Genomic DNA, 16335 nt, shown 5'->3' with positions numbered 1-16335 from the left:
TTGATCAAGACTGATGTCACGGTGTTGTCAACCATTTTGTCAGGAATCTGTCCGCTTGGTCTGGCCAACAGCCGGACTCGGGGACACTAAACGGACAGGGGCCGTCTCCCTGTAGGGCTGGGCCGAACATGACCACGAACGACTCTTCACCCGTGCAGCGGGCGTCTGAGGCGTTCGTCGCGGAGTTCGCGCGTTGGCGCGTCGACCGGGGCATGTCCAAGAAGCAGCTGGCTGCCGCGATGGGCTTCGACGCCTCCTACGTCAGTCATGTCGAGGCGCGCCGCCACCGCCCCACCGAGGATTTCGCCCGGCGCGCCGAGGCGATCCTGCAGAGCGGCGGGGCCATCTGGCAGCGGTACAAGGAGTACGACGAGCTGCGCGCGACCGCCCGCAGCCGCGTGGGGCTGCCGGGGAGGGATCCGCCCGTACCGGATCAATGGCTGCCGCCCGGCACGGGACTGGTCGTGGAGCGGGAGACCGCCCGCCTGTCCTACGTCGACGGCAAGTATCGGTGCACGGTCCGCCGTGCCCTCTACAACGCCGGCACCGAGCCGATCACCCGGTATCTGGTCCGGATCTCCGTGGATCGCTACCCGGACGACCCTGCGCGCTCCAACCGCCATCACCGTGACCACCCGCTGTCGTGGGACGAGCTGGCTCTGGTCGCGTCGTGCGCCGGGGAGCCCATGGAGTGGCGGTCGAAGACCGACCGTGACGCGCTCAAGGAGGCGTGGCTGCTCTTCGAGAACGCGCAGGGCCGCTTCCCGCTGTACCCGGGGCAGCGGACCACGATCGCGTATTCGTGGCACATCGGCGTCGAGAAGTGGGGCCACTGGTTCCAGCGCTCGGTCCGGCTGCCCACCCGGCAGCTCACGATCGAGGTCGAGTTCCCGGCGCGGATGCGACCGGTGGTCTGGGGCGTGCAGACGACGCTGTCCGCTGAGGAGGTGCCGCTGCGCACGCCGATCACCCACGAGCTGTCCGCCGACGGCCGTGCGGTCTTCTCGTGGCACACGGAGACGACCGCACTGCACGATCGGTACCGGCTGGAGTGGCGGTTCCGTGGCACCCGCCCGGTCGGCGCGGTCGAGCAGTCCGACGACTGGGAGGAGCCGCCCCACGCGCAGTCGGCGTCGACGGACGCGGTGCGTGACGCGGGTGTGGTTCAGCGCGGCGAGAACGTCCTGGACCGCCCGGTCCGCCCGCTCGACCTGCCCGGGGACTCCGCTCGGGTCGAGGGGGTGGTCGACAAGTTGTCCGCCGCGCTGGACCGTGTCGAGGAACTGCATCCTTTTGTGCAGGGGGTTGGCTTGGCGGCCCCGCAGGTCGGTGAGAGCCTGGCTGTGGTGGTCGTCCGGCCCGCCGGGCCCGGAGCCGGACAGATCGTGCTGCTCAACCCCAGGATCGTCGAGCAGTCGGAGGAGACCGACGAGGAGTTCGAGGGGTGCCTGTCGTTCTTCGACGTCCGCGGGCTGGTGCGCCGGCCCCGGTGCGTGACGGTTGAGAGCGAGCGGCTCGACGGCACGCGTTTCCTGGCGGTGTACGAGGGATCCGTCGCCCGGCAGGTCGTGCACGAAATCGACCACCTTGACGGGCGGCTGTACCTGCACCGGATGGAGGTCGACGCGCCCCTGGTGCCGACGACGGAGTGATGCATTTCTCCGCAAATGCATTCGAAATGAATGAATGAATAATGGAACGGCGTTCAGCCGTTATCGTGCGGTGATGACGACAGGGCGGGTAGCGGATCACCGACGCAGCGTCGTCGGTGCCGGAGACCTCGCCGACGGCGCGTACCTCGTGCGGGTCATGTCCGGGCTCGGGATCCGCCAGCTCGGGGCCGCGCCCATCCTGACCCGGACCGACCACGCCCCCTATCTACTGCCCGAGGAGCAGGCCGAGGTCGCGACCACCGTGCGCCGCCTCCGGCGGATGGCGGCGCGGGTCGAGGAGCTCTACCCGTTCGGCAACGGCATGGGGATCGCCGCGCCGCAGATCGGCATCCCGCGCCGGGTGGCGATCGTCCGGCCGCCGGACGGCGCCGACCTGATCGTGCTGATCAACCCCGTCGTCATCGGCCGGCAACCGGTTCGGGACCGTTCCGGAAAGCATTACGAGGGCTGCCTGTCGTTCTTCGACGTGCGCGGTCTCGTGCGCCGCCCGGAATGGATTCACGTACGGCACCGCACCATCGACGGCGGATTCCTGAGAACCGTTTTCCGAGGGGTGCTCGCCCGCCTCGTCGAGCACGAGATCGACCATCTCGACGGTGTGCTCTACCGCCAGCTCCTGGAAGAGGGCGACCGGTTGGTGCCCGTCGGGGAGTACCGGAAGTTCACGCCAATTCGCCGGCCGCCGTCAGGAATGCCGCTTCCACGTACACCGTGATCCAGCGCGCCGGGCGCCAGCCGGACAGTCGGTGCGACGGCCGCCGGTCGCGCTCGCTACCTGTCCAGCGCGCGCGGCGGCGCGTCACGGGGAAATCCGCCGTCTCCACCCCGCGTCGCACATCCAGTGCGATGGGAAGTCTGCCCAGGTAGTGACTCTGCTTCATAGACGGCTCCTAACGTTGGACGGCGAAGGGTACCGATGAGCAATCTGTCGCGATTACTGAAGGAGAGCTGGACACTCGTCGAGGAACAGCAGGACAAGGTCGCGGGCTATTTCTACGCGCGCATGTTCCTCGACAACCCCCAGTTGCGGGACCTGTTCCCGGTCCAGATGGACGTCCAGCGCTCCCGACTGCTGGGCGCCATCGTCACCGCGGTACAGACGTCCGGCGACCCCGACCGGTTCGCGGACTACCTCCAGGCGCTCGGTCGCGATCACCGCAAGTTCCACGTCGAGGCCCAGCACTACGACATCGTCGGCAACGCGCTGATCGAGGCGCTGCGGACGTTCGCCGGCGACGAGTGGAGCTACGAGTACGAGCAGGCGTGGCGCGACGGCTACGCGGCGATCGCGCACAAGATGATCGAGGGTGCCGACGCCGACAACGCCAACCCGCCCTACTGGCACGCCGAGGTGCTCCACCACGAGCGCCGCAGCCGGGACATCGCCGTGATCACCTGTCGGCCGATGCAGCCGCTCGAGTTCCGTGCCGGGCAGTACGTCAGCGTCGAGACCAGGTACCAGCCGCGCCTGTGGCGGGCCTACTCCATGGCCAACGCGCCCCGCAAGGACGGCTCCATCGACTTCCACGTGCGCGCGCTGGGCGCCGGCTGGGTGTCCTCCGCGCTGGTACGGCGGGTGCGGCCCGGCGACATGATCCGTCTGGGCGCGCCCATGGGCTCGATGACCCTCGACCGCCGGTCGACCCGTGACATCGTCTGCGTCGCAGGCGGCACCGGGCTCGCCCCGATCAAGGCCCTCATCGAGGAGATGACCCGGGCCAACCGGACGCGCTGGGTCCACGTCTTCTTCGGCGCCCGGGACCGCGACGACCTGTACGACCTGGACTGCCTCAACCGCCTCGCGGCCCGGTACCCCTGGCTCTCGGTCGTCGCCGCCACCAGCGAGGACCCGGAGTCCCCCGGCGAGCACGGCAACATCTCGGAGATCGTGGGCAGCTACGGGCCGTGGCAGGAACACGACTTCTTCGTCTCCGGCTCCGCCGCGATGGTCCGCGCCACCCTGCGCACCCTCGCGGAGATGCAGGTCCCGGCCATGCGCATCAAGTACGACACCTTCGGTGATTCCTGAAAGACCGTGCGGACAGGTCGGCAGTGCGGCGCCGGCCTGTCCGCCTGACCGCCGTGGTGCGGTTACAGTTGCGCCGTGATCGACAGGCGGGGCCTCCGGGCCGAGGTGCTGCTGGTCCTCGGGGTGTCGCTCGGCTCGTCCGCGATCTACGCGATCCTGCGCATCATCGACCGGCTCACGTTCGTCAAGCCGCTGTCCGAGCAGACCGCCACCCTCAATCCGTCGGTGACGCCGGACCGGCCGTGGCTCGACCTCGCCTACCAACTCGCCGGGGTCACGCTGGGGGTCGTGCCGGCGCTGCTGGCCGTACACCTCCTGGGGCGGACGACCCCACCTTCGGCGATCGGCCTGGACCTCCGCCGTCCCGGTTTCGACCTGGGGACCGGTGCGGCGCTCGCGGCGCTCATCGGGCTGCCCGGACTCGGCCTCGTCTGGCTCTCGCGTGAGATCGGCATCAGCGCGCAGATCGTGCCCGCGGCCCTGGAGCCGGTGTGGTGGGCGGTGCCGGTGCTGATCCTCGCCGCGATCCAGAACGCGGTGCTCGAAGAGGTCGTCATGATCGGCTATCTGCTGACGCGGCTGCGCGACCTCGGGTGGAACGGCTGGGTCGCGATCGTGACGAGCGCGGTGATCCGCGGTTCGTACCATCTGTACCAGGGCTTCGGCGCCGGGTTCGCCGGCAACGTCGTGATGGGCCTCGTCTTCGGGTACTTCTTCCGCCGCACCCAGCGGGTCATGCCGCTGATCGTCGCGCACACGCTGCTGGACGTCGTGGCGTTTGTCGGATACGCCCTGCTCAAGGATCATTTGGCGTTCTTGAGATAGGGCAAATCGCCACAATTAGTCTGGCCACGTGGGCCGAATCCTTCTCGCACTCACCCTGGTGCTGTCAACCGTCTTCGCGCTGCCCGCCCCGGCGGCCTCCGCGAAGGCGGACCCGGCGCTCTACATCGTCCAGTTGGCCGGCGACCCGGCCGGCCGGCAGGAGTCACTGCGAACGGGCATCCGGTCGAACCGGGCGGCGGTCCTGCGAGCCGCCGGTGTCACGAAGACCGTCGCCGACTACGAGACCGTCTTCAACGGCTTCGCCGCGGCGCTGACCCCGGCGCAGAAGGCCCGTGTCGAGCGGACCCCGGGGGTCGAACGGCTGTGGAAGAACGAGAAGCGGACGGTCCAGACCTTCTCCACGCCGGCCTTCCTCGGGCTGAGCGGCGCCGGTGGCGTGTGGGACAAGCGCTTCGGCGACCCGGCCCGCGCCGGCGCGGGCATGATCATCGGTGTCGTCGACACCGGCTTCTGGCCGGAGAACCCGAGCCTGGCCCCGCTGCCCGAGCCCAGGCCCGACCGGGCGACGATCGAGAAGAAGTGGTACGCCGACGGCGTCGACAAGTGCGACGAGGGCACCGGCACCCCGCAGCAGCGGATCACCTGCAACAACAAGGTGATCGGCGCGCGCTACTACGACAGCAGCGGCTTCGGCGACTGGTCGGGGGAGTTCCGGTCGCCGCGCGACTACGACGGCCACGGCACACACACGGCGACCACCGCGGCGGGGCTGCACGACGTGCCGGCGACCATCAACAACGAGCTCGTCGGAAACGTCTCCGGCATGGCGCCCGCGGCGCGGATCGCGGTCTACAAGGCGCTGTGGCGCCAGGCCGACGGCGAGGGCTCCGGCGGCACCGTCGACCTGCTCGACGCGGTCGACGACGCGGTGACCGACGGCGTCGACGTCCTCAACTACTCCGTCTCCGGTTCGACGTCGCTCGTGGTCGACCCGATCGAGTTGGCCTTCTTCAACGCCGCCGCGGCCGGGGTGTTCGTCGCCACGTCCGCCGGCAACTCCGGGCCCGACGCCTCCACCGTCGCGCACAACGCCCCATGGGTCACGACGGTCGCGGCCAGCTCGCACGACCGCGGCGCGGCCAAGTCCGTGACCCTCGGCAACGGCAGGACCTACACCGGTGCCGGCCAGGGCCCGGCGCTGCCGTCCGCCCCGCTCGTGGACTCCGTCACCGCCGGCCTGCCCGCCGCGGAGGCGACGAAGGTCGAGCTGTGCCATCCCGGCACGCTCGACCCGGCGAAGGTCAAGGGCCGGATCGTGCTGTGCAAGCGGGGCGTCAACCCGCGCACCGACAAGAGCATCGCCGTCCGCGACGCCGGCGGGGTCGGGATGGTGCTCTACAACGCCGACGAGAACTCCCTCAACGCCGACTACCACGTCGTCCCCACGGTGCACGTGGACCACCTCGCGGGTGCGGCGATCAAGGCGTACGTCTCGGAACCCAAACCGACCGCCGCGCTGTCCGCGGTCTCGAAGGTCGTGCCGCGCGCCCCGGCGGTGGCCGCCTTCTCGGCTGCCGGCCCGGCCGTCGCCGGCAGCGGCGACCTCATCAAGCCCGACATCACCGCACCCGGCGTCGACATCGTCGCCGGCGTCTCCCCGGCCGGCCACCACGGCAACCTCTACGACGGTGAGTCGGGCACGTCGATGTCGGGCCCGCACATCGCCGGCATCGCCGCCCTGGTGCGCGCGAAGCACCCGGACTGGTCTCCCGCGGCGGTCAAGTCGGCGCTCATGACCACCGCCGGCGTCACGGACAACACCGACGGCCGGATCCAGCGCGGGGACGCCGACGCCACGCCGCTCGACTACGGCTCCGGTCACGTACGCCCGGCCCGGGCCTTCGACCCGGGCCTGGTTTACGACTCCGGCGCCCACGACTGGGCGCGTTACGCCTGCGGGATCGGGCAGTTGCAGGTCGTCAGCGACTGGTGCCCGATCGTCGGCACGATCGACCCGAGCGACCTCAACTACCCGTCGATCGCGATCGGTTCGCTGCCCGGCGAGCAGACGGTCACCCGGACCGTGACCAACGTCGGCAAGCAGCCCAGCGTCTACGCGGCGACGGTGTCGTCGCCGCCGGGCACGACCGTGACGGTCACGCCGTCGACGATCAGCGTGGGACCGGGCAAGAGCGCGACGTTCAAGGTCACCGTGACCCGCACGTCGGCGCCGTTCCGCGAGTGGACGTTCGGCTCGATGACGTGGACGGACCTGCGCGGCCACACGGTGCGCAGCCCCATCGGCGTCCGCCCGGTCGCGCTCACCGGCCCCGGCGAGATCACCGGCGCCGGCCCGGCCGGCCGTGGCACGATCGACCTGCGGGCGGGCTACTCGGGCACGGTGACGGCCCGTGCGTACGGCCCGGCCCCGTCCACGGTCCACACCCGCAAGCTCGTCGGCAGCACGGCGGCGTTCCTGCCGGGCGCCCCCGGCGTGTCGCCGAGCATCTTCACGTTCGAGGTCAGGGTCCCGCCCGGCACGAAGCTCGCACGGGTGTCCACATTCGCCGCCGACCACGCCCCCGGCACCGACCTCGACCTGTACGTCTACGACGGCACCACGCTGATCGACCGCAGCGACGGCACGACGGCCGACGAGGAGATCCCGCTGACGACCGCGGGGGTCTTCGAGGTGTACGTGGTGCAGTTCGGCCTGCCGGCCGACGTCGCCGAGCAGGAGGTGAAGGCGCACCTGTTCCTGGTCGGCGCGAGCGCACCCGCCAACCTGTCCGTGACGCCGGCCTCGGCACCGGCTTCCCCTGACGAGACGGTGTCCTTCGACGTGTCGTGGTCGGCGCTGTCCCCGGCCCGGCGATACCTCGGCATGGTGGAGTTCACCGACGGCAAGGTGGCGCGGGCCTGGACGACGGTGGCGATCGGTCCGTAGTGCCTATGGACCACCGGCGTCGTGTCCGGGCGGGACATTTGTCGACCGCGGCGGGTGTCGAACTGTGGAACCCGGGTAAAGAGCCCCGTCTCATTGATCTTGACGGGGGTTCCGGTCCGGGGACCAGAGAAGGACACGGCAGTGGCGGAGCCGCTTTACATCATGTTTGCCGGAACGTCGTGGGACGGTGTGGTGAGCCCTGACCGGCTCCTGGCCACCGCGTTGGCGGCGCACGCCGAGATCCTGTGGGTCGACCCGCCGATCTCGGTGGCGACCTCGGGCCGCTACCGGTACGGCGCATCCCGGTTCGGCGGCACGCCCAAGCTCGCGCGACTGAACGACCGGATCACCCGGCTCACTCCGCGTGCACTGCCGCTGCACACCCGGCCCTACGTCAAGGTCAGCACCGCCGCGCTGGTCAGGGCGCAGACCCGGTGGGCGCTGCGCCGCCTCGGCCGCCGGCCGCACGTGGTGATCGCGTGCAACCTCGTCGACGTGCTCCGCGGCTGGCAACCCGAGGTGGTGAAGGTCCTCTACGGCACGGACGATTACGTTGCCGGCGCCGGGCTCATGGGGCACAACTCGAGGCGGGTCGCCCTGGACGAGCGGCGCCAACTCGCCCACGCCGATCTGGTCCTCGCGGTCTCCTCGGTACTGGCGGAGCGCTGGTCGTCACTCGGCGCACGGCACCTGGCGCTGATCCCCAACGGGGTGCAGACCTCCGCCTACCGCGATCTGGACAGCATCGCCCCGGCCGAGCCCGCCTCGGCACTTCCGGGCCCGGTCGTCGGCGCGCTCGGGCACCTCTCCGAACGCATCGACATCGACCTGCTCGAAGCGCTCGCCGACGACGAACTTTCACTGCTCCTGGTCGGCCCGCACGACGCGCGCTGGGAGCCGGAGCGCTTCGCCGCGCTGGCTGCCCGCGAAAACGTGCTCTGGGTGGGGCGCCAGCCGTTCGAGGCGGTGCCTTCATTCCTGCGCGCCGTCGACGTCGGGATCACGCCGTACCGCGACACCGCGTTCAACCGTGCGTCGTTCCCGCTCAAGACGTTGGAGACCCTGGCCGCGGGCAAGCCGGCGGTCAGCACCGACCTGCCGGCGGTGCACTGGCTCGACACGCCGCTCATCAGGGTCGCCGACACGCCGAAAACCTTCGTGGCGGCAGTGCGGGAGGCGGCGACGGAGTCCCGTGTGCCGGAACTGGCCAAGGCCCGCCGCGATTTCGCCGAGCGACACTCGTGGGACGCCCGGGCCGCCGCCGCCGTCCATGCCGTCGAAGGGATTGTCGCGGACAAGCGTGAGGAGCTGTTCGGTCGCCGGGTCATCACGTAGCCGTGCTCACTGATCAGCCGGTGCCGTGGTGGACGGCGACGGTCCCCGGACATGGACAAGGACCCGGAGCCACCGTGCCGGCCCGCCACGACCGTCCCGTAGATCCCGCCACGAAGGCCACCACGGTCGTCACCGCGAGGACGAGCACGGCTGAGGCGTAGATGTCGAACACCGTGGCAAGCCCGATCCACGGCACCGCAATGCCCGCGAGCACGGCCGGCACTCCCAGGGCGAGGTAGGCGGCGACATAGATCGCACCGACGACACTCGCACGCTGCTCGCTGCCCACCTCTGCGGTCAGCAGCCGGAAAACGCCGGTGAACGCCGGACCGAAACCCACACCGACGGTCGCGGTTCCCAGGTAGAACAGCGTGCTGTCGGTGCGGCTGACGGCGATCAGCGTGAGCACAACACCGGCGACGAGGGTGCCGCTGCCGGAGATGACGGCACGCCTGGGCGACCAAGACCGGGTCGCGACCGAGCCGGCTGCTCCCGTCGCCGACAGCGTGAAGATGACCAACCCGCCGGCGAGGCCGGACTGTTCATGGAGGACGGTCCGCACGATCGACGGGCCCAGCGACAGGTAGAGCCCGCTCAGCGCCCAGAACGCGACGATGCACGGTGCAAGCTTCGCGAACGTCGCGGTCAGCGCTGGTGGCACGGAGACGCGAGGGCGTATCCCGGGATGCCACCGGGTCCGCTGCGACACGGTCTCCGGCATGGCCGGCACGGCGCCCAGCACGACGATGAAAAAAGCAGCCAGCGCCCAGAACACCAGCGGTGCATGTGGCGGCGCGAAGGTGGTCACCAGGCTGCTGCCCAAGCCGCCGACGGCAAGCCCGACCGCCGGCGCGACGCTGCCGGCCAGCGCTCCGGATCCCGGGCGGTCAGGCGGCTGCACGTCGAAGAGCATCGCGCCGATCGCCCCGGTGGCGATGCCGGTGCCGAGCCCCTGCAGGATCCGGGCGACAAAGAGCGTCGTCGTGCCACCGGCCATCGCAAACGCGAGCATCGCAACGGACTCGATCACCAGGGCGACGGCCAGCACAGGTCGCCGTCCCAGATGGTCCGATGCCGAACCGGCCCACACGAGCGCCGCGAGCAGCGTCGCCACGTACACCGCGTAGACGACGGTGAGCGTGGCCGTGGAGAAATGCCACCGCGCCTGGTAGACGGCGTACAGCGGTGACGGTGCACTCGCCGCGAACAGGAACATGACCAGGATGACCGCGAGAAGCCAGAACGTCGCGGTGCGGGAAAGTCGCATCACCGCTCGGCCGCGGTCGGCGTCGCACAGATCACGGGCCGAAGCTAACGAAGCCAGGCATACGACCAGGTGATACCTGGGCACACCGGCCGGCCGGTGCCGGTTCGGCGCCCGGCCGGCGGGAGCGGGCTCGTGACATGGCGGCGACGTTTGGCCGGGCGGCGGTGCTGTGTCATCGTCGCGGTCATGCACAGCGAGCCCGACGACTGGCGGCGGCCCGGGCCGACCGCGAAACAGCAGCGCGCCGACCTCGTCGTCGGGGTGGCGGTCGCCGCGGTCGCGCTGCTCAACCTGACGCTCGCACGCAGCGCCGGGGTGTACTCGATGGGTGCGCCGCCGTCGCTGCCGGAGCAGACCTTCTGGGCGGTGCTCGTGACGCTGCCACTGGCCTGGCGGCGGCGCCGGCCGGAACAGGTCGCGCTCATCATCTCCGTCGGGTTCATCCTGGGCCAGGTCAGGGCCGCGCCGGAGCAGCAGCTGACCTCGGGGGCGCTGTTCGCAGCGATCTACACCCTCGGCGCGTGGGGTCGCGACCACCGCCGCTCCGCCTGGATCCGCGGGGCGATCATCGGCGCGATGTTCCTGTGGCTCGGCGTCCACTACGTCGTCGAGCTGCCGCAGCTGTCGGTCTCGGCGTTCACCGACGCCTCCGGCCCGGTCTCGCCGATCCTCGCCGTCGCCGTCAACGGCGTGTTGCTGAACCTGCTGATCTTCGGCTTCGCGTACTTCTTCGGCGAGATCGCCTGGATCGGCGCGCGGCGGCAGCACCTTCTGGAGGTACAGGCTGAGCAGTTGCGCGCCTCGCAGGCCGAGGCGCGGGAGCGGGCGGTGGTCGGTGAGCGGGTGCGGATCGCGCGGGAGTTGCACGACGTCGTGGCGCATCACGTGTCGGTGATGGGGGTGCAGGCGTCGGCCGGACGGCGGGTGCTGGACAAGGATCCGGGGAAGGCGAAGACCGCGTTGGCCTCGGTGGAGCAGAGTGCCCGGACCGCTGTTGACGAGTTGCGGCGGATGTTGAACCTGCTGCGGGCGGGTGACGGCGGGCGGGAGACCGCCGGGGCCGGGCTGGACCGGCTCGACGATCTGCTCGCCGGCGCCCGGGAGGCCGGCCTGCGCACCAGCCTCGGCGTCTACGGTGACGTGGTCGAGCTGCCCGAGTCGCTGTCGCAGGCCGGGTACCGGATCGTGCAGGAGGCGGTCACGAACACCATCAAACACGCGGGTGCCACGGCGCTGGACGTGCGGATCCGCTACCTGGCCGGCGAACTGGAGGTCGACGTGGCCGACGACGGGCACGGCGCCGTCGACGCCGGCGGTGCCGCCGGTGGCGGGCTGGGATTGATCGGGATGCGGGAGCGGGTCGCGGCACACGACGGTGTGCTGGAGACCGGGTCGCGCGGCGGCGGCGGGTTCCGGGTGCGGGCGCGGTTCCCGCTGGCACGGACGGCGGTGGGCGCATGAACGGGCGGGTGATCCGGGTGCTGCTCGCCGACGATCATCATCTGGTCCGTACGGGATTCCGGGTCATCCTCGAGACGGAGGACGACTTCGAGGTCGTCGGTGAGGCCGCCGACGGGGAGCAGGTGGTCCGGCTCGCGGCCACCGCCGGTCCCGACGTCGTGCTGATGGACGTGGAGATGCCCGGCGTCGACGGGCTGGAGGCCACCCGGCGGATCACCGCGGCCGGCGGCGGACCGGCCGTGCTGATCCTCACCACGTTCGACCGGGACGACTACCTGTTCGCGGCCCTGGAAGCCGGGGCCAGCGGGTTCCTGCTCAAGAACGGCACACCCGAGGCGCTCATCGACGCGGTACGGGTCCTCGCCAGGGGCGACGCGCTGCTGGCACCCGAGCTCACCCGCCGGGTCATCGCCAAGTTCGCCCGGCCCGGCCCCGCCGGCACGACCCGCACCCAGGGCGAACGACTGGCCGAACTCACACCCCGCGAGCACGAGGTGCTCGTGGCACTGGCCGGCGGGGCGACCAACGCGGAGATCGCCACCGACCTGCACCTCGGCGAGGCAACCGTGAAAACCCACGTGAGCCGGGTCTTGACCAAACTCGGCCTACGAGACCGCACCCAGGCGGTCGTGTTCGCCTACGAGCACGGCGTGGTGCGCCCGGGTCCGCCCCGCGACGGATCCCGCGGGTAGACCGCCGACCGGACGCACCGGCCCGTTCAGCGGTAAGAATTCCGTAACGCCGGCGGAGAGCATGTCACAAATGGCCTTTCCGAACGGAGGGAACATGCGTGACATGCAGCAACAGGTGACCGAGGCCGTCCAGCAGATCGTCGCGTCCGGCCAGGAACGGGGACTCCAGGTGGCGGTCTACCGGCACGGCGAGCAGATCGTCGACGCGACCGCAGGCTACGCGGACACCGGTCGACCTGTCACCTCTGACACGCTGTTCCACGTGACTTCGACTGGAAAGGGGCTTACCTCGACGGTCGTCCACACGCTCGTGACCGCCGGCGCGTTCGGCTACGACACACCGCTGGTTGACCTGTGGCCAGAGTTCGCGGCCAACGGGAAGGACCGCACGACGGTCCGCGATGTGTTGACCCACTCGGCCGGTGTGCCGGCCGTACCCGCGGATACGAGGCCGGAAGACCTCTGTGACTGGCAAGGGATGTGTGAACGGATCGCCGGCGCAACGCCGTGGTGGGAGCCTGGAACGCAGACGGGCTACCACCCCCAATCGTATGGTTATCTGCTTGGCGAGCTCGTTCGCCGGGCGACCGGCCGGACCATCTCCACAGAGATGCGGGAGCGCGTCGCCGGTCCGCTCGGGGTCGTCGACGAGTTGTACTTCGCGGTGCCTTCGAAGGAGCTCGGGCGGGTGGCTCGGCACGAGCAGCCCGACGGCGAGCACCTGACAGCGGAGATGGCGGCCGCGATGGCCGAATCCGTCCCGTTCTTCCGCGTCCTCGACGGCTGGACAGCGGCGCCGCTGCATGCGATGCCGGATGCCGGCTACTGCAACCGGACTGACGTGCTCACGTCCGACATTCCTGCGGGCGGTGTGATGTCGGCACGTGCTGTCGCTCGCATGTACGCGGCGTTGATGAGGCCGGTTGACGGTGTGCGACTGATTCCACAGGACCAGTTCACGGAGGTCAGCGCCGTAGGAGTCGGCGGACTCGACGCGGTGCTCGGTTTCCCTGTCAAGCGTGGCCTCGGTTACGACGTCGGCTTCCAAGGCCCGCTCGACAGCCCCACCCTCTTCGGTATGGCCGGCAGCGGCGGCACCGCCGCCTACGCCGATCCGGCCACGGGCATTGCGGTTGCTGTCGCGAAGAACCGCGTGACGGCCGGCGACTACAGCTCGTTTCTGGCCATCAGCGCCATTGTGGCGGAACACATCTGAGGGCCGGGCTCCAAGCCCGGCGAAAACTGCCAGGTCAGATCGCGAGTAGGACGATGGAATTCGGAGTTCTGGGACCGTTGCTGGTCAGGTCCGATCATGGGCAACTGCTCGACATTCCCCGGCCGAAGGTGCGGCTGCTCCTGACGATTCTGCTGGTCCACGCAAACTCGGGGGTCAGCGTCGAAACGCTGATCGACAGCCTCTGGGGTATGCAGCCGGTGCGGTCGGCGCGCGCCAACCTGAAGACGTACGTCGTTGCCCTCCGGCGTGCCCTCTCACCAGGGGATCCTTCGCAGGCGCCGGTGCGTACGGCGGCGAACGGCTACTCGATCCATGTCGCGGCGGAGTCGCTGGATCTGTTGGTCTTTCAACGGTTGGCGGAAGAAGCAGCACGCGCGCGCCAGCTGGGTGACCACGACGCGGTCGTGGAGCGGCTCACGTCGGCGCTCGCGCTCTGGCGCGGCAGCGCGTTCGAGGACGTCGCGCCACTGCCCGACGTGCTCGTCGCGGCTGCGCACCGGTTGGAGGAGCAACGTCTGACCGCCGTTGAGGACCTGGTGACGGCCCGGGTTGCGCTCGGGGAGCACTCGGAGGTCATCGGCGAACTTCACGCGTGGACCGCGCGGTACCCGCTGCGGGAACGGATGTGGGAGCAGTTGATGCTCGCCCTGTACCGTGACGGTCGGCAGGCAGAGGCGTTGGCGATGTACAAGCGCCTGCGCGCCCGGCTGATCGAGGAAGTCGGAGTGGAGCCTGGACCACCGCTGCGGGAACTGCAGAAGCGAATCCTGAACGCGGACCCGGCGTTGCTCCTGCCTCGGAACCGTGTGCACGGCGACCCACCCGCACCACATCAGCTGCCGTTGGACGTTGCCACGTTCGTCGGACGCCGGACCGCCCTGGACACGGTGCGCGAGATGCTCGACGACGGCGACACCGGACGACGCGTGCCTGCCGTCGTCGTCCACGGTGCGCCGGGAGTCGGTAAATCGGCATTCGCCGTGCGCGTGGCTGGGATGTTGACGGACCGGTTCCCTGGCGGCGAGCTGTACGTCAACCTGCATGGCGCGACGCCCGGTGTCTCTCCGTTGAGTGCCGGCGAGAGCTTGGGCCGGCTGCTGCGTGCGCTCGGCGTCGACGCCGGTCACGTCCCACAAGCTACAGACGAAGCAGCGGCGCTGTTCCGGACCCTGGTCGCTGGTCGCCGGATGTTGATCCTCCTTGACAACGCGTCCTCCGCCGCGCAGGTCCGTCCGCTCATGCCAGGAGGCTCAGGATCAGGCGTCATCGTCACAAGCCGAGACGAACTGTCCGCTCTGGACGGAGCGGAGCACGTACGTCTCGGGCCGCTCAGCGCCGATGAGGCGCAAGAGATGCTCTCGTTGCTGCTTCCAGTCGCATCCGTGATCAACGGCGAATCGACTCGCGCACTGGCCGAGCTCTGCGACCGCTTGCCATTGGGACTGCACATTGCCGCGGCGAGGCTCAGAGCCCGACCGGACTGGAACGTCGACGATCTTGTCTCCCGTCTGTCGGACGCGCGAGAGCGACTCAGTGAGTTACGCGCAGGGGACCTCGCCGTCCGTACCAGCCTTGGGGTGAGTTTCTCGACGCTACGACAGAGCGAGAACCCCATCGATCGTATGGCCGCACGGGCACTGTGCCAGTTGAGCGTGCTCGAGGTCGCGAGCGTGGACCTGTATGCCGCGGCCGCGGTCATAGACACCCCACCGGCGAAAGCAGAACGAGTCCTCGAGCGACTGCTGGAGTCGCATCTGGTCGACGTCGAGACCGGCGGAAGGTTCCACAGCCACGACTTGGTCAGGCTCTTCGCGGCTGAACGCGCCCGTCACACCATGAGCCATGGTGTCCTTACCGCAACGGTCACCCGCGGCATGGCGTACTACCTGGCCACCTCCCGGCACGCGACGACGCTCGTATACCCACGCCGCACGCACGGGCCGGTGCCGGACTTCATCTCACCGGCACGGACGTTCGCCGACCAGGACGAAGCCGAACGATGGCTGGAGGTGGAGCGTGCGAATCTCGTCGCTGTGACCCGGCAGGCACTCCGTGGCGACGATGACCAGGCGGCGTTAGGTGTGGGACTGACGATCGCGCTTCATTGGTTCTTCGCGAACTCCGGCTACCCCCGCGACGCGGTGCTTCTGGCGGAGTCGGCTCTGCCGGTGACGAGGCGCAACGGTGACCGCGTGTCAGAGGCGTACGTGCGGGACAGCCTCGGGCTCGCCTTGAGCGTACGCGGCCTCATGTCGGAGGCACGTCGTCAGTTCCAGCTGGAGGTGGGACTCTGCCGTGAAGCCGGCGACCGTTTCGGCGAGCAACGGGCGTTGGGCAACCTTGGACGGTCCTATGTGCTGGATGGCCTGGCGGAGCAGGCGGTGCCGCTGTTCGAGCAGCAGTTTCGGATCGCACGCGAGCTCCGGTTCGAGGTGGGGGAGGTGTTCGCGAGCCTCTCCATGGCGCGGGCCTACCAGGAGCTCGGGCGTCTGCATGACGCGATTGAACTGTTGAGAGCGGCGGTTGCCTGGTGCGACGCCACGGGGGATGACTATCTCGGCGCTGCCGCGCTCGTCGACCTCGCTCAGATATCCATGGACGCCGGTGACGCCCAGGAAGCCGTCGGCCTGCTGATCGGAAGCCTCGAACGCGCGCGACGGTCGCGGTACCGACTCGGAGAGGTATGGGCGTTGACCGGTCTGTCCCGAGCATGGCGCTTACTCGGCTCACCGGACCGGGCACTGACATGCGTGCGTGAAGCGTCTGTCCTGGTCCGCGCCAGCGGCTATACCCGCGCCGCCACGGCGATCCAGGAGGAGTACACGCGTGCGCTCGAAGCTGCCGGGCGATGACCGAAGTGGTGAACCGACCCGGTTGATCACGGACGTGGGACGTACCGCAGCCACGC

11 protein-coding genes are annotated in these 16335 nt (G+C 69.8%); 10 read left to right on the top strand and 1 reads right to left on the bottom strand.

The window, feature by feature from the left end:
• Positions 1-128: 128 nt before the first annotated feature.
• The 6 genes from Dfulv_RS46565 to Dfulv_RS46530 all read left to right on the top strand — a co-directional run bounded on the left by Dfulv_RS46565 (position 129) and on the right by Dfulv_RS46530 (position 8770).
• Positions 129-1652, top strand: a complete 1524-nt coding sequence (locus tag Dfulv_RS46565; RefSeq protein ID WP_259860202.1) for a peptide deformylase — start codon at positions 129-131, stop codon at positions 1650-1652.
• 73 nt (positions 1653-1725) lie between these two features.
• A complete protein-coding gene (locus tag Dfulv_RS46560; RefSeq protein WP_259860201.1) occupies positions 1726-2388 on the top strand; it encodes a peptide deformylase in 663 nt (220 codons plus the stop codon).
• A gap of 201 nt (positions 2389-2589) precedes the next feature.
• Positions 2590-3702: a globin domain-containing protein gene (locus tag Dfulv_RS46555; protein ID WP_259860200.1), complete on the top strand. Its 1113-nt coding sequence runs from the start codon at positions 2590-2592 to the stop codon at positions 3700-3702.
• Between the two features lie 75 nt (positions 3703-3777).
• Positions 3778-4527: a CPBP family intramembrane glutamic endopeptidase gene (locus tag Dfulv_RS46550; RefSeq protein WP_259860199.1), complete on the top strand. Its 750-nt coding sequence runs from the start codon at positions 3778-3780 to the stop codon at positions 4525-4527.
• Positions 4528-4555: 28 nt separating this feature from the next.
• Positions 4556-7435, top strand: a complete 2880-nt coding sequence (locus Dfulv_RS48685) for a S8 family peptidase (RefSeq protein WP_319805741.1) — start codon at positions 4556-4558, stop codon at positions 7433-7435.
• 141 nt (positions 7436-7576) lie between these two features.
• A complete protein-coding gene (locus Dfulv_RS46530) occupies positions 7577-8770 on the top strand; it encodes a glycosyltransferase (RefSeq protein ID WP_259860198.1) in 1194 nt (397 codons plus the stop codon).
• A gap of 13 nt (positions 8771-8783) precedes the next feature.
• Here the strand turns inward: Dfulv_RS46530 and Dfulv_RS46525 are convergent, their stop codons facing one another.
• A complete protein-coding gene (locus tag Dfulv_RS46525; RefSeq protein WP_259860197.1) occupies positions 8784-10037 on the bottom strand; it encodes an MFS transporter in 1254 nt (417 codons plus the stop codon).
• A gap of 186 nt (positions 10038-10223) precedes the next feature.
• Here Dfulv_RS46525 and Dfulv_RS46520 point away from each other — a divergent pair, with 186 nt between their 5' ends.
• From Dfulv_RS46520 to Dfulv_RS46505, 4 genes are all read left to right on the top strand, one after another.
• On the top strand, positions 10224-11498 hold the full coding sequence (locus tag Dfulv_RS46520; RefSeq protein ID WP_259860196.1) for a sensor histidine kinase: 1275 nt from the start codon (positions 10224-10226) through the stop codon (positions 11496-11498).
• On the top strand, positions 11495-12190 hold the full coding sequence (locus tag Dfulv_RS46515) for a response regulator (protein ID WP_259860195.1): 696 nt from the start codon (positions 11495-11497) through the stop codon (positions 12188-12190). The genes Dfulv_RS46520 and Dfulv_RS46515 overlap by 4 nt, the downstream gene beginning before the upstream one ends.
• Positions 12191-12284: 94 nt before the next feature.
• The gene (locus Dfulv_RS46510) at positions 12285-13406 is read left to right on the top strand and encodes a serine hydrolase domain-containing protein (protein WP_259860194.1); all 1122 of its coding nucleotides are present in this window, start codon (positions 12285-12287) and stop codon (positions 13404-13406) included.
• A gap of 53 nt (positions 13407-13459) precedes the next feature.
• A complete protein-coding gene (locus tag Dfulv_RS46505) occupies positions 13460-16279 on the top strand; it encodes an AfsR/SARP family transcriptional regulator (RefSeq protein ID WP_259860193.1) in 2820 nt (939 codons plus the stop codon).
• Positions 16280-16335 lie beyond the last annotated feature (56 nt).

It is taken from the genome of Dactylosporangium fulvum (genome assembly GCF_025137375.1).
Classification (GTDB): Bacteria; Actinomycetota; Actinomycetes; order Mycobacteriales; family Micromonosporaceae; genus Dactylosporangium; species Dactylosporangium fulvum.
Note: the sequence above shows the minus strand (reverse complement) of the source record. Positions and strands in the feature narration are given on the sequence as shown.

Excerpts from the sequence above, each read along its gene's own strand:
- Dfulv_RS46565 (WP_259860202.1), top strand. The coding sequence starts at position 129 with ATGACCACGAACGACTCTTCACCCGTGCAGCGGGCGTCTGAGGCGTTC.
- Dfulv_RS46560 (WP_259860201.1), top strand. The coding sequence starts at position 1,726 with ATGACGACAGGGCGGGTAGCGGATCACCGACGCAGCGTCGTCGGTGCC.
- Dfulv_RS46555 (WP_259860200.1), top strand. The coding sequence starts at position 2,590 with ATGAGCAATCTGTCGCGATTACTGAAGGAGAGCTGGACACTCGTCGAG.
- Dfulv_RS46525 (WP_259860197.1), bottom strand. The coding sequence starts at position 10,037 with ATGCGACTTTCCCGCACCGCGACGTTCTGGCTTCTCGCGGTCATCCTG.
- Dfulv_RS46520 (WP_259860196.1), top strand. The coding sequence starts at position 10,224 with ATGCACAGCGAGCCCGACGACTGGCGGCGGCCCGGGCCGACCGCGAAA.
- Dfulv_RS46515 (WP_259860195.1), top strand. The coding sequence starts at position 11,495 with ATGAACGGGCGGGTGATCCGGGTGCTGCTCGCCGACGATCATCATCTG.
- Dfulv_RS46510 (WP_259860194.1), top strand. The coding sequence starts at position 12,285 with ATGCGTGACATGCAGCAACAGGTGACCGAGGCCGTCCAGCAGATCGTC.
- Dfulv_RS46505 (WP_259860193.1), top strand. The coding sequence starts at position 13,460 with ATGGAATTCGGAGTTCTGGGACCGTTGCTGGTCAGGTCCGATCATGGG.